This window comes from Acetatifactor aquisgranensis, assembly GCF_943193215.1.
Taxonomy (GTDB): Bacteria; Bacillota; Clostridia; order Lachnospirales; family Lachnospiraceae; genus Acetatifactor; species Acetatifactor aquisgranensis.
This window is the reverse complement of record NZ_CALPDH010000006.1, coordinates 55,992-82,580: the sequence shown is the minus strand read 5'-3', so window position 1 is coordinate 82,580 and position 26,589 is coordinate 55,992. Positions and strand designations below refer to the sequence as shown.

Annotated in this window: 19 protein-coding genes; 18 read left to right on the top strand and 1 reads right to left on the bottom strand. The window is 53.7% G+C overall.

What is annotated here, in order from left to right; genetic code table 11:
- Positions 1 to 98: 98 nt before the first annotated feature.
- From NFS35_RS28960 to NFS35_RS07120, 9 genes are all read left to right on the top strand, one after another.
- Positions 99 to 221: a hypothetical protein gene (locus NFS35_RS28960; protein ID WP_275564665.1), complete on the top strand. Its 123-nt coding sequence runs from the start codon at positions 99 to 101 to the stop codon at positions 219 to 221.
- Positions 218 to 1,438, top strand: coding sequence for an MFS transporter (locus tag NFS35_RS07155; RefSeq protein WP_251206441.1), 1,221 nt, complete (start codon positions 218 to 220; stop codon positions 1,436 to 1,438). The genes NFS35_RS28960 and NFS35_RS07155 overlap by 4 nt, the downstream gene beginning before the upstream one ends.
- A 166-nt stretch (positions 1,439 to 1,604) precedes the next feature.
- Positions 1,605 to 3,371 carry a sensor histidine kinase gene (locus NFS35_RS07150; RefSeq protein ID WP_251206440.1) on the top strand — a complete coding sequence of 589 codons (1,767 nt, stop codon included), beginning with the start codon at positions 1,605 to 1,607 and terminating at the stop codon, positions 3,369 to 3,371.
- Between the two features lie 4 nt (positions 3,372 to 3,375).
- Entirely contained in the window at positions 3,376 to 4,743 is a 1,368-nt protein-coding gene (locus NFS35_RS07145; protein ID WP_251206439.1) for a helix-turn-helix domain-containing protein, read from the top strand.
- Positions 4,744 to 4,925: 182 nt separating this feature from the next.
- Positions 4,926 to 6,734 (top strand): extracellular solute-binding protein, encoded by a 1,809-nt coding sequence (locus tag NFS35_RS07140; RefSeq protein WP_251206438.1) that lies wholly within the window; start codon positions 4,926 to 4,928, stop codon positions 6,732 to 6,734.
- Between the two features lie 94 nt (positions 6,735 to 6,828).
- On the top strand, positions 6,829 to 7,749 hold the full coding sequence (locus tag NFS35_RS07135; protein ID WP_251206437.1) for an ABC transporter permease: 921 nt from the start codon (positions 6,829 to 6,831) through the stop codon (positions 7,747 to 7,749).
- 14 nt (positions 7,750 to 7,763) lie between these two features.
- Positions 7,764 to 8,654, top strand: coding sequence for a carbohydrate ABC transporter permease (locus NFS35_RS07130; RefSeq protein WP_251206436.1), 891 nt, complete (start codon positions 7,764 to 7,766; stop codon positions 8,652 to 8,654).
- Between the two features lie 68 nt (positions 8,655 to 8,722).
- Positions 8,723 to 11,035 (top strand): hypothetical protein, encoded by a 2,313-nt coding sequence (locus NFS35_RS07125; RefSeq protein WP_251206435.1) that lies wholly within the window; start codon positions 8,723 to 8,725, stop codon positions 11,033 to 11,035.
- A 130-nt stretch (positions 11,036 to 11,165) separates the two neighbouring features.
- On the top strand, positions 11,166 to 12,452 hold the full coding sequence (locus NFS35_RS07120) for an MFS transporter (RefSeq protein ID WP_251206434.1): 1,287 nt from the start codon (positions 11,166 to 11,168) through the stop codon (positions 12,450 to 12,452).
- Between the two features lie 284 nt (positions 12,453 to 12,736).
- Here the strand turns inward: NFS35_RS07120 and NFS35_RS07115 are convergent, their stop codons facing one another.
- Entirely contained in the window at positions 12,737 to 13,651 is a 915-nt protein-coding gene (locus tag NFS35_RS07115) for an AraC family transcriptional regulator (protein ID WP_251206433.1), read from the bottom strand.
- Positions 13,652 to 14,075: 424 nt separating this feature from the next.
- Here NFS35_RS07115 and NFS35_RS07110 point away from each other — a divergent pair, with 424 nt between their 5' ends.
- From NFS35_RS07110 to NFS35_RS07070, 9 genes are all read left to right on the top strand, one after another.
- Positions 14,076 to 15,299, top strand: a complete 1,224-nt coding sequence (locus NFS35_RS07110) for a Gfo/Idh/MocA family protein (RefSeq protein WP_251206432.1) — start codon at positions 14,076 to 14,078, stop codon at positions 15,297 to 15,299.
- Positions 15,296 to 16,366: a phosphotransferase enzyme family protein gene (locus NFS35_RS07105; protein ID WP_251206431.1), complete on the top strand. Its 1,071-nt coding sequence runs from the start codon at positions 15,296 to 15,298 to the stop codon at positions 16,364 to 16,366. The genes NFS35_RS07110 and NFS35_RS07105 overlap by 4 nt, the downstream gene beginning before the upstream one ends.
- Before the next feature lie 266 nt (positions 16,367 to 16,632).
- Entirely contained in the window at positions 16,633 to 17,826 is a 1,194-nt protein-coding gene (locus NFS35_RS07100; protein ID WP_251206430.1) for an MFS transporter, read from the top strand.
- A gap of 184 nt (positions 17,827 to 18,010) precedes the next feature.
- A complete protein-coding gene (locus tag NFS35_RS07095) occupies positions 18,011 to 19,423 on the top strand; it encodes a DUF3810 domain-containing protein (protein WP_251206429.1) in 1,413 nt (470 codons plus the stop codon).
- Positions 19,424 to 19,589: 166 nt separating this feature from the next.
- Complete coding sequence (locus NFS35_RS07090; RefSeq protein WP_251206428.1) at positions 19,590 to 21,173, top strand: PDZ domain-containing protein; 1,584 nt, start codon at positions 19,590 to 19,592, stop codon at positions 21,171 to 21,173.
- Positions 21,174 to 22,118 carry a 3'-5' exoribonuclease YhaM family protein gene (locus NFS35_RS07085; RefSeq protein ID WP_251206427.1) on the top strand — a complete coding sequence of 315 codons (945 nt, stop codon included), beginning with the start codon at positions 21,174 to 21,176 and terminating at the stop codon, positions 22,116 to 22,118. It abuts the gene before it with no gap.
- Between the two features lie 43 nt (positions 22,119 to 22,161).
- Complete coding sequence (locus tag NFS35_RS07080; protein WP_251206426.1) at positions 22,162 to 23,334, top strand: FprA family A-type flavoprotein; 1,173 nt, start codon at positions 22,162 to 22,164, stop codon at positions 23,332 to 23,334.
- 159 nt (positions 23,335 to 23,493) lie between these two features.
- A complete protein-coding gene (gene rlmD / locus NFS35_RS07075) occupies positions 23,494 to 25,368 on the top strand; it encodes a 23S rRNA (uracil(1939)-C(5))-methyltransferase RlmD (protein WP_251206425.1) in 1,875 nt (624 codons plus the stop codon).
- Positions 25,369 to 25,389: 21 nt separating this feature from the next.
- Positions 25,390 to 26,430, top strand: coding sequence for a DUF2971 domain-containing protein (locus NFS35_RS07070; RefSeq protein ID WP_251206424.1), 1,041 nt, complete (start codon positions 25,390 to 25,392; stop codon positions 26,428 to 26,430).
- The last annotated feature ends 159 nt before the right edge of the window (positions 26,431 to 26,589 follow it).

Below are 26,589 nucleotides of genomic sequence, written 5' to 3'. Positions count from 1 at the left end.
GTGGTTGCAGAAGAAGATAAAGGATGTATAATGATTATGCCTGACAAAAACCAGCCGGTAATAGGGAGCGCAGGCTGGGGCAGGAACGGAGGATGTTCATGGAAGAGAAACTGAAAAAGGTATTGGAAAGTGCGGAGCGCGTCATTACTCTGCGGCACATTCCGCTCTACTGTGACACGCTGCATGAAGATACTGTGAAGAATAAGAAGCTTCCCGCATGAAACTGGGCATAAGGGAAAAGAAAGGGCAGCAAGGAATGGCAGATAAAAAGAAATCGCTGAAAGCGGAAATCGTATTTTGGATATTATACCTGGCTTACACATCTACCTATATCGTCAGGCTGAACCTGTCAGTGGCGAAACCGGCGCTGGAGGAGATGGGAAAGGTGGATACGGCGCAGCTGGCTTTCCTTGGCAGCATTTTCTCTCTGGTATATGCTGTGGGAAAACTGGTAAACGGCGGAATCGGGGACAGGGTAAAGCCGTGGATTATGGTGTCTGTGGGTCTGGCGCTGGCCGGTATGGGAAATATTATTATGGGGCTGCTGCCTCCCTATGGCGCGCTGATTTTTTGCTGGGGAGTCAATGCTTTTGGGCAATCCATGCTGTGGGGGCCTATCCTGAGCATGGTCTCCGCGATTTATGATGAACAGACAGCCAGAAAAAAGGCCACTGTCATGGGAACCAGCATTGCGGCGGGAAATGTCATGGGGATTCTGGCGGCTTCTTTTCTGGTGAACGCGTTCGGCCCGGCTGCTGCATTCATCGTGCCGGGGATTTTCGCGTTGGGGCTGGCTCTGACGGTAGTCCTTTTTACTGCCAAAATTCCTGTCAGAATGGGCAAAGGCGTATCGCCCATAAAGCAGCTGCTGCGCAGAGAGGTTCAAATCATGATTCTTCCGGCCATGATACAGGGGATAATGAAAGACAATGTCAGCCTTTTCATGGTGGATTATTTTGTCAAACGTTTCAGCGTGGACCCCACCTTGAATCCGCTGTATATCCTGTTCATCCCGGTCAGCGGCCTGGCGGGAAGGATGCTGTATCCTTTTGTGTATAAAAGGATGAATGAGAATGAGGACAGGGCGGCCGCGGCGGGCTTTCTTCTTTGCGCTCTGTTCGCCTTGCCTTTGGGCATGAGCCTGTGGGGGCCGGTGGCCGCTACGCTGTGCCTGTGCGGAATATACGCTGCGGTGTCCGTTGTGAATACCTCTTTTCTGGCGATATATCCCATGCGCTATGCAAAGGAGGGGACAGTGTCTTCCGTGAGCGGTATCATGGATTTTGCCACCTATCTGGGGCATGCAATCAGCACGGCAGTCTACGGGATTGTAATCGTGAAATTCGGATATGCGTCTATGTACCTTTCCTGGGCGTTTCTCTCCGTGGTGGGACTGCTGATATTGGCAGCGGTACGGCGGGGCGCCGCAGAGAGCTGAATATCTTCTTTAAAGACTGGCGATTCATGACCTGAAAAAAGACCGCCGCTGAATCTCCGAATAGAGAATCCGCGGCGGTTTTATCTATGGTTGCGGCCATTTTCAAAAAGGTGTATACTGAAAGACAGGTTATTGTTGTCTTGCATAGTGAGATGGAGGGCATGGAATGGTCCGGGGGGGCACGAACAGGGGACGGAAACAGGGTTCTTTTGCCAGACGGCTGGTGAAAGTCTGGGTGCTGGGGGTAGCGATTCCCCTGGTGCTGGTGGAGCTTTTGTTTCTGTCGCAGTTTTACCGAATCAATTACCGGCAGGTGGAGGAGTCCATTGCCGGTGAGCTGAACCGGATGTCCAGAGACCTGACGGATCTGATGGACAATATGAAGATGCTTTCCTGGCTGATGGAGGCGGACGGCACAGTGGGAAAGAATCTGAGCACCTATCTGGAGGAAGAGAGCACCGCGAAAAAGGCGAATCTGCTGATTTATCTCAGGGAGCAGATCGCCAATTATGAGGTGGCGAATCCCACCGTGGCCAATCTGACTTATCTGTACATCCCAAAGGGGCAGGAAAAGCCCGTGAAAATCAACCAGGATTCACTGGCGAACGGAGAGCTTCCGGCGGAAGAGGACTTTTTGTGCAGCTGGGAGAACATGACGTTTTACGGTCCCCACAGATCCAAGTCAAGGGCGGGGGAATATTCCTGTCTTTCATTGCTGAGAAAATACAGGACATTGGAAGAATACGGGGAGATTTACGTCTATGTGGAATCCGGCTTCCGGTACCTGGACGCTCTGGAACTGGACGGCATGACAGAACTGGAGGGGATATTCCTGATAGAATCCGCGGATGGCATCATCAGATACAGTTCTGACGAAAGCATCGTTCCGGCGGGGACGGTCATGCAGATTCACGAAGATGAAATACAGTTAAATAAAAAATGTTATAAGGCATATGAGAAAGATATGAAAGGAGAGTGGAAAATCCATATCTGGATGCCGGTACAGGGCTACTACAGCCTGGTGTATAAAATGGCGCTGAATCTGGGCCTGGTCACGCTGATTGTCATATCGGTCTGCATCCTGATTTCCGTTCTTCAGTGGAGGAACATCTACAAGGCTTTCGCGCGGTTTGACGAAGGGCTCCGCGCTATCGCCGAAGATGACGATGTAGGCTCAAAAGTAGAGCGGATGAACATCCGGGAATTCGACGAGCATTTTGAGCTGTTCGACAAGATGAAGAAAAATATCCTGCGGCTGCTGGGCAAGGCACAGGAGGAAGAAAAGCGGCGCAGGGAACTGGAAGTGCGGGTAGTTCTGGGAAAAATCAATCCGCATTTCCTCTACAACACGCTGGATACCCTGAAATGGTACGCGGCGGGAAAGAAGGACAGGGAGATGATGGGATTTATCACTGCCCTGAACAAGTTGCTTCTATATAATATGTCCCGGGACGAGGGGACCACCCTGGAACAGGAGCTGGAGGCCATCCGGGCATATATCGTGCTGCAGCAGCTTAGATATGACATCCGCTTTGTGGTGGACATGGGAAAACACCAGGAAATCCTGCAGACTGCCATGCCCAGGTTCATCCTGCAGCCGGTGGTGGAGAACGCGATCAGGCACAGCGGCTGTGACAAGGGAGAGATACGGATAGAGGTGGAGCTGCTGGCCAGCGGGAAGATTCTGATTCTGGTGAAGAATAACGGCAGCCCCATCGATCCTGAGAAGATAAGGCAGGTTCTGGAGCAGAGGGAGGATGTGTCCGCCAACGGCATCGGCCTGCAGTATGTGGCCCGGATGCTGGAGAACTTCTACGGAAGCGATTTCGCGCTGCAGGCGGAGCGGACGGAGGACGGCTTTAATGTGGTGGAGATCCGTATTCCTTTCGCGGCGGAGGCGATTGTAAAGAGCAAGGGCGGGATTGGGGGATGACAGGATGATCAGGGTATATGTGCTGGATGACGAAAAGCTGGTCCGTCGGGGGATTATCGGCCTGATTGACTGGGAAAAGTATGGCATGGAAGTGGTGGGGGACTCCGGCAGCAGCGAGGAGGCTCTGGCTTTTCTGCGGGAAAAAGGAGCGGACATTCTCTTTTCGGATCTGGAAATGCCGGGCCTGTCCGGAATCCCTTTCCTGCAGGAGGCGAGGCGGCGGTTTCCCAGGCTCCAGATCGTGGTGCTGACCATGCATCAGGAGTTCGGGCTGATTCAGCAGGCGCTGCGCATCGGTATCCTGGACTATATCACAAAGGCGCAGATTGAGGAGGAGAACGTGACTCCTTTCATGATGGGGGTGCGGAAGCGCTATCTGGAGACGGAGAGGCATTACCTGAGGCAGGAGCGGAAGATAGAGACGGAGACAGTCTATGTCTGGGAACTGCCGGACTATGCGCAGGCCCAGGATGCGGCCCGGGAACTGGTAAGCCAGGGGACGGCTCATGAGCTTTTGAATGAGGTTTCTTTCTTGTTCTCCGGCACGGTCGGTTTTGACCGGCTCAAACGCATGGCGGGGCGCTTCGACACAGAGCGCTCTGCCCTGCTGGAAATCAGCCAGATCCGGGACGTCCCCTATGACCGGCTGGAAAATGTCCTCCAGTCCGAGGGGAAACAGCGGCTGTTCGAGGACAGGAAGCCAGGCTGTTATTGCTATGCCTATTCCTATCCGGAGCTGCAGAGGGAGCGGGAAAGCAGCGCCAAAGAGGAGGTCATGCGGCTGAGCCTGGAGATGGCCTTTATGGCCCGGGACGACTGCTATGAAAGGGGAATGGAGCGGATCAAATCGGCGGTCCTCTCCGCGGAGGAGCGCATCGCGGTATTCTATCATTTTAATCTGCACTGGTCTGAGTTCTCCGGCAAGGATATTTCCCGGTACTTCCAGGAGACGGCGCATTTCCTCTGGTGGTATCAGTGGCGGGAATGGTTCGACGAGGTACGCGGCAGGGTGCTCCGAAGCGTGGAGGGGACGGACACGGAACTGGCGGCCATGGAGGAGATTCACAAAGCCATGAACTATATCCGGGAGCATATGGACAAGGACATCACTCTGGAGGAGCTGCTGCGGTTCACGGGCATGAGCAAGAGCCATTTTTCCAGGAAATTCAAGAAGATTACGGGCAAGACTTTCGTCACCTATCTGAACGACATCCGAATCGAGTCTGCGAAAAAGTACCTTTTGGAGACGAAGCAGCCTATTTACTGGATTGCCCGGCAGGTGGGCTATGGGGATGAAAAATATTTTCGGAGAATCTTCCGGGAACGGATAGGGGACAATCCCAAACAGTTTCGTGAAAACAACCAAAAATAGCGCAGAGAACATAAAAAACCGATAAAAATGCACAAAAGTATTTGAAAAGCGGGGCAATTGTGTCTGAGAAAAAAGAAAAGGCATAATTATCCTGCTTTTTTGTACAATTATCCCTTAAAATTACGGATTGCAAAACATATAATGTATATATCAACCAAAAATGAATATGGAGGAGGAAAAGTATGAAAAAAAGGACAGTAAAAAGGCTGCTTTCCAGCGCGCTTGTGGCAATTATGACAGCGAGCATGCTGGCCGGCTGCGGCGGAGAACCCGCATCCACAGGAGACGGCGGGGCTGCAGAGAGCAAGGCGGAGGAGTCATCCCGGGCGCCTGCGGAAAGTTCTGAGGAGACGCCCTCTGATTCTGGCGAGGCAGAGGCGCCGGCAGAAAGCGGCGAGGAGGCACAGGGCGCGGAGGCGCTGCTTTTGGAGCCTTACGAGGAGCCCGTGGAAATCCATGTGGTACTGCAGTACCGTGAATCCGAGGATCCGGAAACGCCTACAGATGTGACGCCGGAGACTTCCACAGCGGTAAAGCTGCTGAGCGAGGAGCTGAACATCAATCTGGTTTACGACTGGATCGTGAACGCGGATCAGTTCTCCCAGAAGTTCGGCGCCGAGATGGCGGCGGGGAACATTCCCGATGTGGTAATGCTCTCTCCCAATGATTTTGAGGATCTGGCAAGTCAGGGAGGTCTGATAGACCTGACCGAGTACTATGAGAAGTATACCTGCCCCGATTTGGAGAACATCTATAACTTTGACGGCAATTTCATCAACGTAGGCAAGAAGGACGGCAAGCTTTACGGTCTGCCCATGGGCACGGATCCCGCGCAGTCTACCTCCCAGATGTACTACGACATGAACCAGCTGAAAGAAGTGGGCATCACTTCCGCAGATCAGCTGCCCAAGACCATCGAAGAGTTCGAGGAGCTCTGCGACACACTGATGGAGAAGACAGGAGGCCCTGTGCTCCCCGCCTGCAAGAATTATTTCGGCGCCCAGCTGGGAGATTTCACGCCTTTCTTCCATGCCTATGAGTCCTGGGCCGGCGGCTGGTACGACAACAACGGCACGCTGGAATACGCCGGCATCAATGAGAAGAACAAAGAGGTCCTGTCCAAACTCAACGAGTGGTACGAGAAAGGATATTTCAAGAAAGACTTCGCGGCTTATGATATCTGGGCGGCGGATTCGCCGGTGGTCAACGACATCGTTGCCGGAAAGTATGCCATTGTTCCCGGCTCCTGGTGGGTTCCCAACTGGCCCCTGAACAGCAATAAGGTGGAGCATCCCGAAGCTGACTGGGTGGTAGGGCCGAACCTGTCCTTAGACGGAGAGCAGCCTGACATCATGATTTCCCGCTATCCCGTGAATAACTTCATCGCGGTAGGCAAGGACTGCACCAATCCGGAGGCAGTGTTCAAGATGATTTACTGGTCTTTGCAGTACACCCTGAAGAACAGCCCGCCTGAGGTACAGAACGCCATGAGCGACGAGGAGAAGACAGAGTGGCACAGCTATGTGTACACCTGGCTGCCTTACAGAATCTACTCCCCTACCTGTTTAAGACAGAACTTTGAGGTCATCAATCAGTACGCCAAGGACGGCAAGACAGAGATTAGTGTAGGAGACGCGCCCCGCAACAATGAGTTCTGGGGATCCTGGGCATCTTATCTCAACTATGCGGAGAACCCGGATGACGGCGTTGCATGGGGAACCTACTTCAGCCGTCTGGCCGAGAACGGCGGCGTGGACAACATGATCAAGACTGTGGAGACGGCCGACATCATTTATGATGAGGTCTATGTGACCACACCTTCCATGATATCCAAGCAGGGCGAGCTGGATAAGCTGCGCGACAATACCTATATCAGCATCATCATGGGTGAGACCCCCGTCGACGGTTTCGACACGTTCGTAGAGCAGTGGAAGGCTCAGGGCGGCGACGATATCGCGAGAGAGGTGAACGAGTGGTACCAGAACAAATAAGAATAGAAGCGTGAAAAGGACAGGGTCGCCGCTGGAATGAGCGGCGGCCCTGTAAAGCTTTACCTGATTTCATTTTGGAAAGGAGCCGCATCTTATGGCAGAAAAAGAGAGAAAGAAAAAGAAAAAAAGCCTGTACAAGACCAGGGAACTGCATGTCATGCTGCTTCCGGCGGTGATTTTTACCGCGGTTTTTGCGTATTTTCCCATGTTCGGCCTGATTATGGCTTTTCAGGATTTCAAACCCCTTCTCGGCTTTACCAAGTCGAAGTTCGTGGGATTTGACCAGTTCGCCTATATCTTCACCATGCCCAGTTTCCGCCAGGCTTTCGTAAATACTTTCATTATCGCCTTTTTTAAGATCATTCTGAGCATTCTGGTTCCCCTTATCCTGTCATTGATGCTCAATGAGGTGATAAAGAGCTGGTTCAAGCGTTCCGTGCAGACCATAGTCTTTATCCCCTATTTCTTTTCCTGGGCGATTCTGGCAGGAATGCTGCTGGAGATTTTCGCGTATGACGGCATCGTCAATAATGTGCTGGAGAGTTTCTTCCATATAGAGCCCATCGCGTTCCTGGTGAGCAATAAGTATTTCCGGACGATCATCATCGCCTCCGATGTGTGGAAAGGGATGGGGTACAATACAGTTCTGCTTCTGGCAGCCATCACCAATGTGGACGCCGCCCTGTATGAGGCGGCCAGGGTGGACGGGGCCAGCCGCTGGAAACAGGTGCTCCATGTGACGCTGCCCAGCATCCTGCCCATGGTGGCGGTGCTGACGGTGCTGGGGCTTGGGGGCATCCTGAACGCCGGCTTTGAGCAGATTCTGGTCATGTACAATCCCACTGTGGAGAAGACAGTGGATATCCTGGATACGCTGGTGTACCGGATGGGTATCGCGGGGCATCAGTATTCCGCAGCCGCCGCCATGGGACTGTTCAAATCTGCCGTGTCGCTGGTCTTCGTGGGAATCAGCTACTGGATTCTCTATAAGAAGAGCGATTACCGCGTATTTTAAAGGAGGTGCATTCTATGAAAGTCAAACGGTCTGTGAGTTTTTATGTATATCAGGTGTTCAATACAGTCGTTCTGGCCCTGGTGGCGCTCTCCTGTATCCTGCCTATCCTGCATGTGTTCGCCATGTCCCTGAGCTCCAGCAATGCGGCCATGGCGGGCCGGGTGGGCTTCGTGCCGGTGGAATTCACGTTCACGGCTTATGAGTATCTGATTTCCAAGAAAGATTTCTTCCACTCCGTGGGCATCTCGGCCCTCCGCGTGCTGGCGGGAACGTCATTCAATATGATTATTATCGCGATTACGGCTTATCCCCTGTCGCGGCCTGCGAAGCAGTTCAGGGCGAGGACGGCGTACATGGTGTATTTTGCCATCACCATGTTCATCGGGGGCGGCCTGATTCCCACCTATATGGTGATCAAGAACCTGCACCTGCTGGACAGCTTCTGGGTGCTGATTCTGCCCTCTGCCATGAGCATCTGGAATGTGATCATCATGATGAACTTCATCAAGGGGCTTCCCAGGGCCATCGAGGAGGCGGCCTTTGTGGACGGCGCCAATCACTGGCAGACATTGATCAAGGTCATCCTCCCCATGTCCAAGCCATCGCTGGCATCTTTGCTCCTGTTCTCCATGATAGGGCATTGGAATGCATGGTTTGACGGTATGTTCTATATGAATAATCCGAACAATTATCCCATGGCAACCTATCTGGCGACCCAGGTCATCAACAATAACCAGACCATGACCAACATGACGCCGGAGCAGCTGGCTCTTCTGTCCAGCTTAAGCGAAAAGACGGTGCGGAGCGCCCAGATGTTCATAGCGATCGTCCCGATTCTGGTAGTTTATCCGTTCCTGCAGAAGTTCTTTGTAAAGGGAATCACGGTGGGGTCGGTGAAAGAGTGATTGTTCTTTGAATGCGGCAGCGTCCCCGGATGTGCGGGGACGCTGTAGAAACGAGGAGGAAATTGGATATGAGTTTTGCGGAAGTGAAAAAGGTAAACGGGAGCCCCGCGCTGGTAATCGACGGAGAAGTCTTCCCGCCCATGGCTATGACCACGCGCTTTAACAAGCCGGACTATATCAGGAATCTGGGGGAGGCGGGGCTCAGGGTCTTTTTCCTGATGACCAATACGGACTGGCTGCGCCCGGGGAAAGATTATGTGGACGAAGAAGGGGTTTCACGGCATGAGCCCGGCGGCCTGGAGGCCTTTGTGAAAAACGCAAAGACCCTGCTCTCCCAGGTGCCGGATGCCTATATCATAGTGCGCATCGGACTGCATCCGCCGGTGGACTGGATGGAGGAGAACTTAGACGAGCTGATTACATATCAGGACGGGAGCCATGAGCCCTCCATTCTCTCTTCGGAGGTGCACAGAGACGAGATTCCGGGGATGTATTCCTTTGCCTCGGATAAGTGGAAGGCTGCGGCGGGAAAGGCCTTGCAGGATTTCTGCGATGCCATAGACAGGCTGCCTTTTGCGGACAGGGTCATCGGCTATTTCCTGGCGGCGGGAGGCACTTCCGAGTGGTATCCCGTGAATGCCATCTGCGACAGGGGGAAGAACAAGTACGGCGATTTCTCCCCGGCGTTCCGGAAAGCCTACGGGAGTTTCCTGAAGAAGCGCTACGGCACGGAAGAGAGTCTGTGCAAAGCCTGGAAACGGCAGGACGCTTCTTTTGAGAATCCGCTGATTCCCAATGTGGAGGAGCAGTATTACATCCATGTGGAAGAGGGCATTCTGGACGCCATGAAATATTATGAGAGCGCGGACCGCATCATCGGAAAGAATATCGATATGAACGGGAAAAAGGCCGCCAATCTGGGCGTGTTCCTGAATCTGGAGGATTACGCCTATGTGGCGGATTTCTATGATGCGCTCCACGAGGCCACGGCGGAGGCCATCGTCCATTTCGCCGCGTTGCTGAAAAATCGTTATGAGGGGAAAGTGGTGGGAGCGTTCTACGGTTCTTACGGCTGCACGGACTTTTACAACAGCACCACGGCTACGGCCACCCTGACGATTTTGGACAGCGGAAAGGTGGATTTCCTGGCCGCTCCCGGCGTGTACAACAACAGGGAGCCCGGCGGATGTGTTGCCCAGCGGGAGATGCAGGATTCTTTCCGGCTGCGGGGTCAGATGTTCGTGGCGGAGGAGGACAGCCGGACCCATCTGGAGGACAGCTTCTACCGGGATGCCATGGGGCTGTATGACGTGCGGGACAGCATGGTGACACTGAAGCGGGACTTTGCCCGGGTACTGTGCGAGGACATCTATGCCTGGTGGTTCGATCAGCACGCGGAGGGCGGCAGGTATCAGCATGAGGATATTTATGGATTGTTCAGCCGCCAGAGGGAAATCGCGAAATTCGCCTATTCCCTGAACCGTGACAAACAAAACGAAATAGCGGTTATCTATGACCAGGAGAGCTGCCATGCCGTATCCGGCTACACAAATACCATGATGCTGGATTACTACCGCACATCGGATCTGCACAGGATAGGCGCTCCTGTGGATTATTATTTCCACAATGATCTGAGCAGGGAGGATATGCCGGATTACAAATTGTATATTATGATGAACCTGTTTCGGCTGACGGATCAGGAGCGGGAGGCAGTGCTGCGCAAGGCCGGGAAGAACCATGCGGTGGTGCTTTGGCTGTACGCGCCGGGATTCGTGAACCCGGATGCGGAGAAAGTCATGGACAATGCCCACATAGAGAGCCTGATCGGGATGCATGTGGGCCGGATCGACCACACCTGTTCGCCCCGGTTCCGGCTTACGGATCTGTCCCATCCTGCGGTGCGCTATGGGGTGGAGGACAGGCGCTACGGCTATATCGACAGGGATGTGCACAGTAATGTGTGGCTGGAGAATGTGCTGGCGCCCCCTTACATGAATCCCGGGTTCTATATTGATGACCCTAGAGTACAGGTGCTGGGCGCTTACTGCGAGATGGGGCTTGCGGCTTACGGAATCAGGGAGATGGACGGCTGGACCAGCGCCTATTGCGCGCCGCAGATACTGCGCTCGGAGCTGATTGCGTCCCTGGCCGAATATGCTGGCTGCCATCTGTACAATACACAGGATGACGTGATTTACGCCAATGCGAACTTTGTCACGATTCATGCCTCTTATAAAGGAAAGCATACCATTCGGTTCCCGAAGCCGTGCAGTCCTTATGAAGTCTATGAGAAGCGCTATTACGGGCATAATGTCACGGAAATCATGGTGGATATGCGGCTGGGGGATACTTTGATGTTCTCCCTGAAAGGTACATGTTAAAGGCTGCCGTGACAGGAAACGGATTGCAGGATGGCAGTTTGTAAAAGTTGATGATTAATGGCTTGACATTGGCGGTGACCAGTGCCATAATCATATCATCACGCGACAGATTAGAAGGGAAATGCCTGCTATGCTGACGAAACTTCCATCCGAGAAACAGATGAAATTCCTTTGTTTTCTTTGCTGCCTTGTCTATTTCATGAGTTACATGACGCGGCTGAACTATGCGGCCTGTATGGTGGAACTGCAGGATGTGCTCCAGATTGGCAAGAGCGTGGCGGGACTGCCGGTGACGGTATGTTTCCTGAGCTATGGACTCGGCCAGATTATCTGCGGGATTCTGGGGGATAAGTTCAAGCCCCAGATGATAATGTTCGCGGGACTGGCCGGGGCATGCGGATGTAATCTGCTGGTGGCCGGCTTTCCCAGGATGGAGATCATCATCCCGGTCTGGTGCGCCAATGGTTTCTTCCAGGCCATGCTCTGGCCTCCCATGGTGCGCATCATGGCGGAATGCCTGAATGATAAATGGTATAAGTATTCCTGCGTGCTGGTGTCCATGTCATCCTCTGTCGCTACAATCGCGGTCTATGTGCTTACGCCGGTATGCATTTCGGTTTCCGGGTGGAAGTCGGTGTTCATGCTGCCGGCTGCGCTGGGGATTGGGGCGGCTTTTGTCTGGTTCTGGAATACGCGGAAACTGGGGGCGGACAGCCCTGCGCCGGAGGAGAGGCAGAAAGGGGCACGGCAGAAAGAGGCGCAGCAGGACGAGGCCTCTGAGAAAGACGGGCGCCGAAGCGGGAAGAAATCTCTGTTCCTGCAGCTGGCGGGGGACGCGCCTCTGGTTGCGATTCTGCTGGCTATCATTTTGCAGGGAACTTTGCGAGACGGGATAACCACCTGGATGCCGGTATATATGAGCGAAATGTTCGGCATGAGCAATGCCAGCTCCATCCTGTCGGCGGCGGCGCTTCCGGTATTCAGCGTGTTCAGCGTCCTGCTGGCCTCTTTGCTGCTGGAGCGCCTGAAGAATGAAGTCTTTACGGCGGCATGTCTGTTCGTGGCGGGCGCCGTGGCGGGCGTGGTGATGCTGATGGTATTTGACGGACTGCCGGTGGTGTGCATCATGATGATGACTTTGATTACCGGCTGCGCCCATGGCATCAACCTGATGCTGATCAGCCGTGTGCCGGGGCATTTCACCAGGTACGGCAAGGTCTCTTCGGTATCCGGCATCCTGAATTCGGCCACCTATGTGGGCAGCTCTCTGTCTACCTATGGCTTCGGGGCCGTGGCGGAAGAGGCGGGATGGCTGCCGGTGGTGGCGCTCTGGATAGGAATCTGCCTGGCGGGAGCGGCGCTGACGCTTCTCGTGAGGGGGAGATGGGACCGGTTCTGCCGGATGCCTGAAAAATGACAGAGGAAATTTCAGCATATACTGCATAACGCCGGAATTTACCGTACCGCACTGGTTAAACGCATATGGCTGGCGTTATGCAGTGGGGTTACTCGGAAATTATAACTGTTAAGCAATATAAATAAAGTTTGCTGTCGGCCGAAATGCGGCCTGTCAGCGGCTGGATTGGAAGTATGGCCTTTCGCCGTGAGGCGGGGGCTTTTTCCATAATGAGGATTGGCAGATGAAGATAGCGGGGATCGGGCTGATTCGATTCATGCCTTAAGGGCATAAAGACAGCCGTCTCATTGGGAGGCGGCTGCTTTCAGGTTCGAGGGAGCAAGGCCTGTCTCCCGCTTGAAAGCCCGGGAGAAGTAGCTCTGGTTGTTGAAGCCAAGCTGCTCCGCCACGCTGGAGACGCTTTCCCCGCTCTGGAGAAGCTCTGCCGCCGCCTTGACCTTCAGCTTCAGCAGGTATTTGTGGATGCCCATACCTGCGTATTTATCGAAAATCCGTTTAATACTTGCCTCGCTGACGTTGCAGTACCGGGCGATTTCCGGCACGGAGGGCTGGGCGCTGACGTTGCTGTTCAGGTAGCTGATGGCCCTGCGGAAGATGACAGCGTCCGGCGCGGAGGACACGGAGGAGACAGATCCGGTTTCCGCCAGGGAGAGCATCAGCTGGTGCAGGTAAGTCGACAGCATCTGGGAATAGGCGGGGCTGGTAAGGAAAGGCTCCAGACAGGAGCTGGCATCCCGGGCGGACAGGATTTCCCTGAACCGGGGCTCTTCCATTTTGGCACGGATAAAGGAGAGCATGGAAGCCAGGATGTCCTGCTGGGCATCGGAAAGCGCGAAGACCTTTTCCGCCAGACAGGAAGTCAGGGGCCCCTCGGCGGCAAAGGAGAAAATCAGCAAATCCGCACCGTCAGGGCCGTTTACGATGAATTTGTGCAGTTCCAGGGGCTTATGGAAGATGATGGAGCCCCGGGTGAGGTTGTAGACCCTTTCGTTCCCGGAGGCGCAGACCTCCCCTTTCATGACATAGAGGCATTCCCAGAAATTGTGACTTTCTCCGGGGAACGCGTAGCCGTTGTCGAAATGAGCTTCGAACAGGGAGTACATGTCCGTGATGCGGATCTGCTCCCTGACGGAATATGCCAGCCAGACCATGGATTCTCCTTTCCGCCTCCCGATACTCTCGAAATCTCCGAACCGCATACTGCGCACCGCCAGTGAGGCCGCAGTGCCGCCCGGGCTTTCCGTCCTGGCCGGAAGCCCCGATTGCGGATTCTGTCGGCGGCTGCGGCATGAACTGTAATTGGCTGAGCCGAAAGTATATATTTATGAGCCGTTTTGATATAGATATATACTTTTTCCAATGCTATGATACCAATTACAGGAGACGCTGTAAAGACCTTTCGGAGGGTTTGCGGCAGAAATTGTTTCGGCACCCGCGCTCTCGGGATTTTATACAAATCACGCACGAAAGCACATCACGGAAGTATCTGTGAACAGTGACGTTTTGGCTGCTGTGCAGGGTGGTTCCGCGAGGCATTCCCATGGGAGCTGCAGGAGGCTGCGGATTGGAACGGAGCTTGTTCCGCACGGGAGGCGGGAGAGAAACGACATGGAGGGATATGGAATGAAAGACATCAGAATCGGATTTATCGGACTGGGCGGCAGAGGGTACGGGCTGCTGGAGTGGGCAGTGCTCCCCCAGGGGGAACAGGTAGTGGCAGTGTGCGATGTCTATGAGGACAGGGTGCAGAAAGGCATTGAGCTGGTGGAGAAATTCGGCCAGGCAAAGCCTGTGGGTTACGCGGATTACAGAGATGTAATCAAGGATGCGAATGTAAACGTCATTGTTGTGGCCACCGCATGGGAGACCCATGTGGAGATAGCGCTGGAGGCTATGTACGCGGGCAAGGCCGTGGCCATAGAGGTAGGCGGAGCCTATGAAATCAGGGACTGCTACGATCTGGTGGAGGCCTGTGAGAAGACCCGCACGCCTTTCATGCTTCTGGAGAACTGCTGCTTCGGCCGCAGGGAGATGATGGCCCTGAACATGGTGAAGAAAGGCCTCTTCGGCGAGGTGGTGCACTGTGCCGGCGGGTACCACCACGATCTGCGCAGCGAGATTGCTTACGGAAAAGAGAACAGGCATTACAGGCTCAGGAACTATCTGAGCAGGAACTGCGAGAACTATCCCACCCATGAGCTGGGCCCCATCGCAAAGGTGCTGGACATCAACCACGGCAACCGCATGCTGACCTTAAGCTCCACGGCTTCCAAGGCGGCCGGGCTGCGGGACTATATCAGGGCCGGCAAGAGCGACGACCAGCGTCTGATGGGAGAGACTTTCGCCCAGGGCGACGTGGTGACCACGGTGATCAAATGCGCCAGGGGAGAGACCATCACCCTGACTCTGGACACTACTCTGCCCAGGTACTACAGCCGCGGCTTCAACGTCAGGGGCACGAAAGGCATGTACGAGGAGGTCACGGATTCCGTGTTCCTGGACAGGAAAGAGGACAGCGCACATGACTTCGACTGGCTGAAGCACTGTGTGGGCAATGCCAAGGACTATGAGGAAGAGTACGATCATCCGGTCTGGAAGAAATATATCCAGGAGGGCGTCAAGGGCGGCCATGACGGCATGGACTGGCTGGAGTTCGAGACATTCTTCCGCTGCCTGCGGGAGGACGCGCCCATGCCGGTGGACGTGTATGACGCGGCCAGCTGGATGGCGGTGACAGCCCTGTCGGAAATGTCCATCGCAAAGGGAGGCGCAGTGGTGGACTTCCCTGATTTTACAAAGGGAAAGTGGCATATGATAGTGGACGAGAATGAGCGGGAGCGGTTATGAGCAGAGAAATCGATCGGAATGAGATATTGAAGCATTTTGAAATCAGCCCGGTGACGGAAGCGTACGGCAACGGCCACATCAATGATACATATCTGGTCGCCATGCCCCGCTATATCCTCCAGAGAATCAATACCTCTATCTTCCGGAACCCGGACGAGCTGATGGAGAACATCGAGAACGTCACAGCGTTCCTCCGGGAGAAGCTCCGGGAGGACGGCGGGGACTTCCGGCGGGGGACGCTGGAGGTGGTGCCCACTTTGGAGGGCGGCAGGTATTACAGAGTCGATGATGAAAATGTCTTTCGCGTCTACCGTTTCGTGGAGGGCACCAAGACCATCGAGAGCAGCAGGACCCCGGAGGACTTATATGAGGCGGGGGTGGGCTTCGGGCACTTCCAGAGGATGCTGGCGGATTTCCCCGTGGAGAAGCTCCATGAGACCATCAAAGACTTCCATCACACGCCTAAGCGGGCGGAAGCCCTGCGGGAGGCAATCCGCGCCGACAAGGCCGGGAGGGCAGAGAGCGTAAGGGCGGAGATAGATTTTGCCCTGGAGAACGCCGCCTGGGCGGGAAGAGTGGTGAAGGGGATGGAAGAGGGCAGGATTCCTGTCCGTGTGACCCACAATGACACCAAGATCAACAATATCCTGTTCGACCAGGAGAGCGGAAAGGCCGTGTGCGTCATCGATTTGGACACCGTTATGCCGGGAAGCATGCTGTATGATTTCGGGGACGCGCTGCGCATCGGCGGCTCTACAGCGGCGGAGGACGAGGTGGATCTGGGTCAGGTATGGTTCGACGAGAGGGCTTTTGAGGCTTTTGCTAAGGGATACTTAAGCGAGATGCGGGAGGCCCTGACGGAGGAGGAGCTGGCACTGCTGCCTATGTCCGTGAAGCTGATGACCTATGAATGCGGCATCCGGTTTCTGACGGATTACCTCAATGGGGATACTTATTTCAAAATCCACAGGGAGCATCACAATCTGGACCGGGCCAGGAACCAGTTCAAGCTGGTGACGGATATCGCGGGAAAGGAAGCGCGGCTGGCGGAGATGGTTCGGGGATAAGGGAAATTATAATGTCTGAATTCGGACATTGAAAAAGAGCGGGGATTCGTGTGAGGACGCGGGTTTCCCGGCTCTTTTTTGTTCCATAATTGTCCGCAAATTGCTGAAATGACTGGAAAAATCCGGGCACCTGTGCTATAGTGGCATATTGCAGGCAATACCCTGCGGAGCCGTCGGCTGACGGCAGGAGAGCGCGTCTTTGCCATTCGGCAGGGCGTGATAGCCCTGGCAGGCAGAAGAAAGGCCTGGGGCGGATAGGAGCAAATGTGAAGAACGGATATCAGAAGACCGTTTATGCCTGTTTCCTGGCGTATATCGTGCAGGCGGTGGTCAACAATTTTGTACCTTTGCTGTTTCTGACTTTTCAGGACACCTATGGCATTCCTCTTTCAAAGATTACCATGCTGGTGACCATCAATTTCGGACTGCAGCTGCTGGTGGATCTGGGGTCTGTGGGCTTTGTGGACAGGATAGGCTATCGGGCCTCTATGGTGACTGCCCATATTTTTACGGCATCCGGGCTGGGGCTGCTGGCAGTGCTGCCGGATCTGTTGGGGAATCCTTTTGCGGGGATTTTGGTGTCGGTGGTTCTGTACGCAATCGGCGGAGGGCTTCTGGAGGTGCTGGTGAGCCCGGTGGTGGAAGCCTGCCCCTCGGAGCATAAGGAGCAGACCATGAGCCTGCTGCATTCTTTCTACTGCTGGGGGCATGTGGGAGTGGTGCTGGTGTCTACGGTATTCTTCCGGGTATGCGGCATCGGGAACTGGAAAGCGCTGGCGCTTATCTGGGCGCTGGTGCCTTTGGCCAACGCGTTCATCTTTACGAGAGTGCCCATGGCTTCTCTGATAGGGGAGGGGGAGAAAGGGCTTTCCATCAGGGAACTGGCGGGCATGAAGATATTCTGGGTGTTCATGCTGATGATGACATGCGCCGGGGCCAGCGAGCAGGCTGTGAGCCAGTGGGCCTCCACTTTTGCGGAGAAAGGTTTGGGCGTGGGCAAGACTGTGGGGGATCTGGCGGGGCCGCTGGCTTTTGCCCTGTTGATGGGCAGCGCGCGGGCCTTTTATGGAAAATACGGGGAGAAAATCGATTTGGACAGATTCATGGCCGGGAGCAGCCTGCTGTGCGTGGCTTCTTATCTGTGCGTGTCGCTGGTGCCAAGTCCCGTGCTGGGACTGGCGGGCTGCGCGGTGTGCGGGCTGTCCGTGGGCATTATGTGGCCCGGGACTTTCAGCAAGGCGGCAGCGTCCATACCCAGAGGCGGTACGGCGCTCTTTGCGCTGATGGCGCTGGCCGGGGATCTGGGGTGCTCCGGAGGCCCTACGGTGGTGGGAATGGTTTCCAGCTGTTTTGGGGAGAATCTGAAGAAAGGGATTCTGGCTGCGGCGCTGTTTCCGCTGCTGCTGCTTTTGGGAATCGGCATGTGCAGGCGGTGCGCGGGGAAACGCGGGGAGGCCTGACATTTTGGTGAGATGTCCTTATTCAGGGGATGCGGCTGGCGGATGCCCCTCTTGCCATGAGCGCTGCAAGGCTTGTTGCCGTGCTTATGGAAGAATAAGGAAAAGGCGATTCCTGCCGCCTGTGCTATACTGTATATATGGGGGAGTGTTCTTATAGGCTCCTTAAGGCACAGGGGGTATGGGGATGGAAAGGACGGAAGTCAGGTCTGCCCTGGCGCGGAGAAAGCGTAAAGGGCGCGCGCCGGAGGGCGGCGGCTTAAGGGGGGAAAGGCGGCTTTGCCGGCGGCGCTGTCGGATTGTATACATAAGCATATGGGGAATCATGCTGTTGCTGCACGCTGTGGCGTGGAGTAGTAAACGGTTTTGCGACTGGTATGTGTCCCGTGTCTATCGGATATGGGTGGATACCTATGGGCGGGCCGTGGGCATGGTTCCTTTTTCTGTGGGGGAAATGCTGATTGGGCTTGGGGCGGGCTTCGCGGCTGCGGGGGCCGGGCTCGGGGCGCTGTGGCTGACTGGCCTGGCGGTGAAGCGGTATGAGAGAGGGCGGAACCAGGGCGGAGATTTGAAAGAAGCCCAAAGGAAAGAACGTAAGCGGGGCAGGATTCCCAAAGAGGCTCAGGGGAAAGAAACGGAAAGGAACTGGAGATGGGAAACGAATTCCGGAAGAGAGCCGGAACCGGGCCTGGATATGGATGAAACCCGGCGGAAAGAGCCTGAACGCCAGGCCTGGCATAGCCGCTTGAGGAAATTCATCAGGGCATATTGCAGAGCGGGGCTGTGGATATTGCTTGGCATATTCGCACTGATGACGCTGAACTGTTACATACTTTATCATGCCTCCGGCTTCGCGGAAAAATATCTGGAAGCCGCAGCCGCGGAATACAGCCTGGAAGAACTGGAGACGCTGCGGAATTTCGTGGTGGAGCAGTGCAATGCCCTGTGCTGCCGGATTCCCCGGAATGAGGACGGCACGCTTTCCTACCGGGGAGATATGGAGGAGACGGCAAAGACAGCCATGAGACAGTTAGGCGAGACTTACAGCCTCCTGGAGGGTTTTTACCCGAATCCGAAGCCCCTGCTCTGCTCGGACTTCATGAGCCGGCAGTATGTGGCGGGGTGCTTCTATCCTTTCTCCATGGAGGCCAATTACAATGATGTGATGTACCTGCTGAACAGGCCCTCCACCATATGCCATGAACTGGGGCATCTGAAAGGGTTCATCCGCGAGGATGAGGCGAATCTGATCGGCTATCTGGCATGTGTCCGGACGGAGGACATCTATTTCCAGTACAGCGGTTATCTGAGTGTGCTGTACTATATCGACAATGACTACCGTGAAGCGGCAGATTATGAAAGGTACCTGACCGGAGCTGCGATACACCCGCAGGTCCATAGGGATAACATATTCCTGACGGCACAGGAGCGGGCCAGGATAGAAAGGGAGGCGCTTCTGGACACGGAAACCGTGGACGCCGTATCCGACAGCATCGCGGACGCCAGCCTGAAGCTGAACGGCGTCCGGGACGGGATGGTAAGCTATAGCAGGGTGGTAGAGCTTTTGCTGCGATATTATGATATCTGCGGATATCCCTGAAAAGAAATGAGCATGTCTCTTCTGGAATATTTGTGGAAAGGCAGGTCTTTATAACTTTACTTTTCCCCTATATTTTTGTATACTAGGAAGCGTAGATGTGCCAGGGGCGGTTCCTCCTGACAGAGGGGACTGTTTTTGCGGCTTTAGGAGAGGGAAAGGAGCGCAAATGCCTGATTTGGAGCAGAAAGATTTCCCCGATGAGCAGAAAGACTTTCTTATCGAAAAAATCAAAGAGAAACCGGTCAACAAGAAAAAGCTGATCCGCCGGACTATCATCACGATTTCCATGGCGGTCATCTTCGGCCTGGTGGCCTGCGTCACGTTCCTTGTGCTGGAACCGGTAATCAGCAATTGGCTGTATCCGGAGGAGGAGCCCGAGATACAGACGGTGGAATTCCCGGAGGATTTGGAGGAGATGTCGCCGGAGGAGATGCTGGCGGAGAATCTTCCCACGGAGAGCCCGGAGCCTACGCCCATGCCGTCCCGGGAGCCTGTGCAGAGCCCGGATCCGGAGGGCGGGGAGGAGACGGAAGTACGGCTTGGGGAGGAGCAGGTTCAGGAGATTCTGGCCCAGGTCACTTTTGATCTGAATCATTACAAAGAGCTGTACGCCGCCCTGCATGAGTACGGAAATGAGCTGAGCCGCTACATCGTGACGGTGACGGCGGTGACTTCCAACATCGACTGGTTCAACAGCGTGCAGGAGCGGGAAAACCAGTGTTCCGGGGTCATCATATCCGAGAACGGCATGGAACTGCTGATTCTGACGGACTATTCCGCCATCAGGTCCGCGGAGAGGCTGCGGCTGACCTTTTACGACGAATCCCAGGTAGAGGCCCAGCTGAAGCAGCACAACGAGGCCACCAATCTGGCGGTGCTCTCAGTACCTTTGGAGGCATTGTCCGATGAGGTGCGGGGCAGTAGGCAAGGCGCGCAGGAGGGTTCTGAGGGCCGGACGGAAGAGGGGCAGGAAGGCGCCGGGAGCCAGGGCCAGGAGGGGACGGAAAGCCAGGGGGCGCCGGGCGAGAGCGCTCCGGATGGCCAGGGAGCAGAGGGCCAGGGAGTGCAAGGCCCGGAGAGCCTCGTAAGTACGGAGGGCCCGCAGGAAGAGGGGCTTCCGATCGTGAAATTCGGCTACTCCAACTCGAAGAGCCTGATTGGAACGCCGGTCATCGCCATCGGCAGCCCTGTGGGCACCAGCAATTCCATCAGCTACGGCATGATAACCGCCTCCGGCACCACGGTGTCCGCCTCGGACAGGAATTACAGAATCCTGCTGACGGACATCAGCGGAAGCCAGAACGCCAGCGGCGTCCTGTTCGATCTGCAGGGGCGGATGCTTGGAATCATCACCAACCACAGGACAGGCACGGACATGAGAAACCTGATTACGGCCTATGGCATCACTGATTTACAGAAAACCGTAGAAAAGATGTCCAATGGGGCGCTGATCGCCTATCTGGGCATCAGGGGCGCTGATGTGCCCCGTGAGGCGAATCAGGAACTTGGAATCCCCTTTGGGGCCTATGTGGAGGAGTTCGACATGGACTCTCCCGCCATGCTGGCGGGCATTCAGCGGGGGGATGTGATTACAGCCATAGGAGGGAAAAACGTCTCTTCTTTTGCGGAATACAGCAAGGCCCTTATGGACCTGGAGCCGGGTGATACGGTGGAGGTGGCCGTCATGCGGCAGGCCCAGGAGGAATATAGGGAAATGAAGTTCAATATAGAATTGGGAGGAGTCAGATAGATGAAATTCATCAAAGATTTGAAAGAAGGGGACAGAGTTTTTGATATCTATCTCTGCAAGCATAAGCAGGCAGCGGTGACCAAGAACGGGAAACCCTACGAAAATGTGATTCTGCAGGACAAGACGGGCACCATTGACGCGAAAGTCTGGGAGCCCAACAATCCGGGCATCGGGGATTACGACACGCTGGATTACATAGAGGTCTATGGGGATGTGAACAGTTTCCAGGGGACGCTCCAGGTCAGCGTCAAGAGAATCCGGGTCTGCAGGGAAGGGGAATACAATGCCGGGGACTATCTGCCGGTGAGTTCCAGGGATAACGATACCATGTATCTGGAGCTTCTGGAAAAGGTGGACAGCATTCAGAATCCTTATCTGAAGCGGCTTCTGGAGGCCTTTTTCGAGAAAGACGATGATTTTGTGAAAAAATTCCGTCATTCCTCTGCCGCAAAAACGGTACATCACGGGTTTGTGGGCGGATTATTGGAGCATACTTTAAGTGTGACGAAGCTGTGTGAATATTATTGCGGCGCTTATCCGATTCTGAAACGGGATTTGCTGCTGACGGCAGCTATGTGCCATGACATCGGCAAGGTAAAGGAGCTTTCGCCTTTTCCGGAGAATGACTACACGGATGACGGACAGCTGCTGGGGCACATTGTCATGGGCTCCCAGATGGTGGCGGAGAAAGCGGCGGGCATCGACGGATTTCCCCATGAGCTTCTGGCACAGGTGCAGCACTGTATTCTGGCGCATCATGGGAAATATGAGTACGGTTCGCCGAAGCTGCCCGCGCTGATGGAGGCTATGGCCCTGAATTACGCGGACGATACGGACGCGAAGCTGGAGACGTTCAAGGAGATACTGGAGAACAACAGCGGGAACCAGGGGTGGTTCGGGTACAACCGCCTGTTTGAGTCGAATCTGCGGGCCACGAGAGAATGATGAAAAATGAAGTAAAAACAAGAGAAAGTCGGATAATCTTCGGGTGAAAGAAAGGATGGATGGAAAGATGAAAGTGACAGACGATATTTTATACGTAGGGGTCAATGACCATGAGGTGGATTTGTTCGAGGGGCAGTACCGGGTGCCTAATGGGATGGCCTATAATTCTTATGTGATAATGGATGAGCATATCGCGGTGATGGATACCGTGGACGGAAGCTTTGGGCAGCAGTGGATGGAGAACCTGGAAGAGGCGCTCGCCGGGCGCAGGCCTGAGTATTTGATCATCCAGCATATGGAGCCGGATCATTCAGCTAATATCCCGCTTTTCCTGGAGAAATATCCGGAGGCCCAGGTGGTGGCTACGGCACAGGCCTTTAAGATGATGCACCAGTTCTTTTCGCTGGAGCCCCGGATGAAGCAGATGCCTGTGGCAGATGGCGGGGAGCTGGACCTGGGCGCCCATAAGCTGACTTTTGTCTGTGCGCCCATGGTGCACTGGCCGGAGGTCATGATGACCTATGATGCCAGGGACAAGGTGCTGTTCTCGGCGGACGGCTTCGGCAAGTTCGGGGCTCTGGACGTGGAGGAGGACTGGGCGGACGAGGCGAGACGGTATTATATCGGCATCGTAGGGAAATACGGGATGCAGGTGCAGAATGTGCTGAAGAAGGCGGGCGCGCTGGACATTCAGAAGATTTGCTCTCTCCATGGGCCGGTGCTGGAAGAGAATCTGGAGTATTATATCGGGCTGTATGACACATGGTCGTCCTATCGTGCGGAAACTGACGGCGTAGTGGTAGCTTATGCCTCTGTCTATGGCCATACCGAAAAGGCGGCGCTGTATCTGGCGGATGTCCTCCGGGAGAAAGGGGCGGAAGTGGTGGTCTATAATCTGGCCAGGGACGACATGGCGGCTGCGCTGGCGGATGCTTTCCGCTACAGCAAGCTGGTGCTGGCCTGCAATACCTACAATATGAGCATCAATCCTTTCATGCATGATTTCATTATGCGGCTTGTGGAGCACAATTATCAGAAGCGGACGGTGGCGCTGGTGGAGAACGGCTCCTGGGCGCCTGCGGCGGCGAAACTGATGCGGGCAAAGTTCGCGGGCAGCAAGGAGATTTCGTTCGCGGAGAATACAGTGACATTGCTGTCCGCCATGAAGCCGGAGAATGAGGCGCAGCTGAGGGCATTGGCGGAGGAGCTGGCGTAGGAGAGGTTTTTCGGGAAGCTGGAGCGGTTTATTTCAGGCTGCGGGAGGGCTTGCTGGAAGAGGCTTATTGGTTCATTGGAAAGCCGGAAGTGCAGGAAGCCGGCCGGATTTGATGTCGGGCCGGCCAGAGCCGAAAAGAAGAAAAACGGGAAAACATATATGAAATATCAAAAAAACGAACTTGTTGCTGTGGCGATCGAGGACATCGGAAATGAGGGCTTCGGAATCGGCAAGGCGGAGGGCTTTACGCTGTTCGTGAAAGATGCCGTGGTGGGCGATGTCGTGGAAGCCAGGATTGTTAAGCCTAAGAAAAATTATGCCTATGCGCGGCTGGAGAAGGTATTGGAACCTTCTCCTTTTCGCGTGGAGCCGAAATGCGCGTATCACAGGCAGTGCGGGGGATGCCAGCTGCAGGCGCTTTCCTATGAGAAACAGCTGGAGTTCAAACAGGACAAGATTCGGGGCAGTCTGATCCGGATAGGCGGGTTCGCCCCGGGGTACATAGATGAGCGGATGGAGCCTGTCGTTGGGATGGAAGAGCCTTTCCGCTATCGGAACAAGGCACAGTACCCGGTGGGGACGGACAGGGATGGGAATGTGATTGCCGGATTTTACGCGGGCAGGACCCACAGCATCATCGCAAATACGGATTGTCTGCTGGGGCCTGTGGAAAACCGGGCCGTCATGGAGGCGGTGCTGGAGTATATGCGGGAGAATGGCGTCAGCGCCTATGATGAGACGTCCGGAACCGGGCTGGTGCGGCATGTGCTGATACGCAAGGGCTATGTCAGCGGGGAGATCATGGTATGTCTGGTGATTAACCGAAAACCCCCGGCACGTGCACGGACAGAAAATATGACACATATGTCGCATTTTGCCCGGGAGACAGGAAAGGGCAGTGTGATTCGCGGTATGGGAAGAAGAACAGCGCCATCAGGAAAGAGTATAACGGAGGACGGTACAGAGGATGCTGGTTTGATGCCTGGGAGCGGGAGAGAATTTTTGCCCAGGCAGAAGATGCTGCTTCAGAAATTGGCCGGCATAGAGGGCATGGCCAGCATATCCGTGAGCATCCAGACAGAGCGGACAAATGTCATCATGGGAGAGGAAGTGCATACCATCTGGGGAAAGGATGTGATATCCGACACCATCCGCGTCCGGGACATGACGCGCCCGGGATGGCCTTATACAGGGGAGGAGCTGACTTTCCATATCTCGCCGCTTTCTTTCTATCAGGTGAATCCTGTCCAGACGGAGAAGCTTTACAGCCTGGCCCTGGAATATGCCGGGCTCACAGGGCAGGAGACGGTTTGGGATCTGTACTGCGGTATAGGAACCATATCGCTGTTCCTGGCGGGCAAGGCGAAGCGGGTCTGCGGCGTGGAGGTTGTACCTCAGGCTATTGAGGATGCCAAAGAGAACGCGGCCCGGAACGGGATTGGGAATGCGGCGTTCTTCGTGGGGAAGGCGGAGGAGGTGCTGCAGGAGTTTTATCACGGCGGGGATGGGGAGGACGCTTCGCGTCCGGACGTGGTGGTGGTGGACCCGCCCCGGAAGGGCTGCGACGAGGCTTGCCTGAGGGGTATATTGGAAGCGGAGCCTGAGCGGATTGTCTATGTGAGCTGTGACCCGGCGACCCTGGCCCGGGATCTGCGGGTGCTCTGTGACGGGGGGTATGGGATTGAGAGAGTGCGCGGGGTGGATCAGTTTGGGATGACGGTGCATGTTGAGACGGTGTGTTTATTGTCCAAACTTAATGTCGAGCATCATATTGAGGTGGAAATAAATCTTGATGAAATGGATTTGACGAAGGCAGAGAGTAAGGCGACTTATGAGGAGATTAAGGAGTATGTATTGGAGCATAGTGGATTGAAAGTTAGCAGTTTGTATATAGCACAGGTAAAAGAGAAATGTGGGATTATTGAGAGAGTGAATTATAATCTGCCAAAATCGGAAAATTCCAGACAACCGAAATGTCCGCTAGAGAAAGAAGTGGCTATAAGAGAGGCGTTGGAATACTTTCAAATGATTTGATTAGCAATGAGGAGAATTATTATGACGGATAGATGTATTATATCAAAATGTATGGCTATTTCCCGAAGTCACTTTTTAAATACCCCATATAAAGGGGAAGCGGTAATTGATTTATATAAAGTAGATGGATTTGCAAATAAAGCGTCTGGAATATGCCATTATTGCGCAGTTGATACGTTAAAAGCAATTCTTGAAAATAATTCTTTACGTTTTACGGATGTTCGCTTTTTAAATGATTCAACGGAGTTTGTAGAGATTATACCGCTTATAAAAGAAGTATTAAATGAAGAACGCTATACTTCAAGTTTTAGAGAGTTTCTTTTAAATAGTGATGTGATTTGTGAATTAGAAGAGTATAAACAGTCTTATATTGGTTTTTCACGAAGGGAACATGACTTTAAACAAACATCCTATCATACATATACGTGTTCATTTTCTACAAACAGTGATTCGCTTAGCATGTGGAATTATTACGGTACTACAACTGCTGGTCTTAATGTGGTTTTTGATTTTGCTTGGAATATGTTTAAAGAATGCGAAAAAACAGAAGTCAATATTGGGGAAAAATTAAGCAATGATATTATGATTTATCGCGGATTGATTTTGTATTCGAGAGACGATAAGAAAAAGTGTGTTGCAGAGTTGCTGAACAGATTAGCAAAGATTTTTGAAGAAGCAGGAAATGATTTAGACAAATATAAAGGTTCAATTTTATATGCATTCAAAGAGGCAATAAATAATATGCGATGCTTTTTTAAAAATGAGTCGTTTAGAAGTGAAGAAGAATATAGAACTGTGTTAAAAATTCCAGAGGATTTATTAATGGCAGAGACTTTAGTTGATGAAATAAAAGCCAAGGGTGTTTTTAAGAAAGGAAATATCTTAATTCCGTATGTGGATTATAAATTTAAGCCTGAAAGTATAAAAAGTATAACCATCAACCCATATGAAAAAGAAACGGATTCAATGTTTGAACTTGGTATAAGAAACTTATTATGGATGAAGGGATTAGAAAATGTGAAAATTGTCCATTCAAATATTCCGATAAGAAAATATGATTGAGTTTGATGCGAATTATGAAGAGATTATAAATTGATTTCTGTTTCAAAATTTATTAATGTGGATTTTGTTTTAATATGCTATTGAATAACGGAATAATGTGGTACAATGATGGAGTAAATGTATAAACAGCACTGATGACATTAATGCTGAAAGGATATG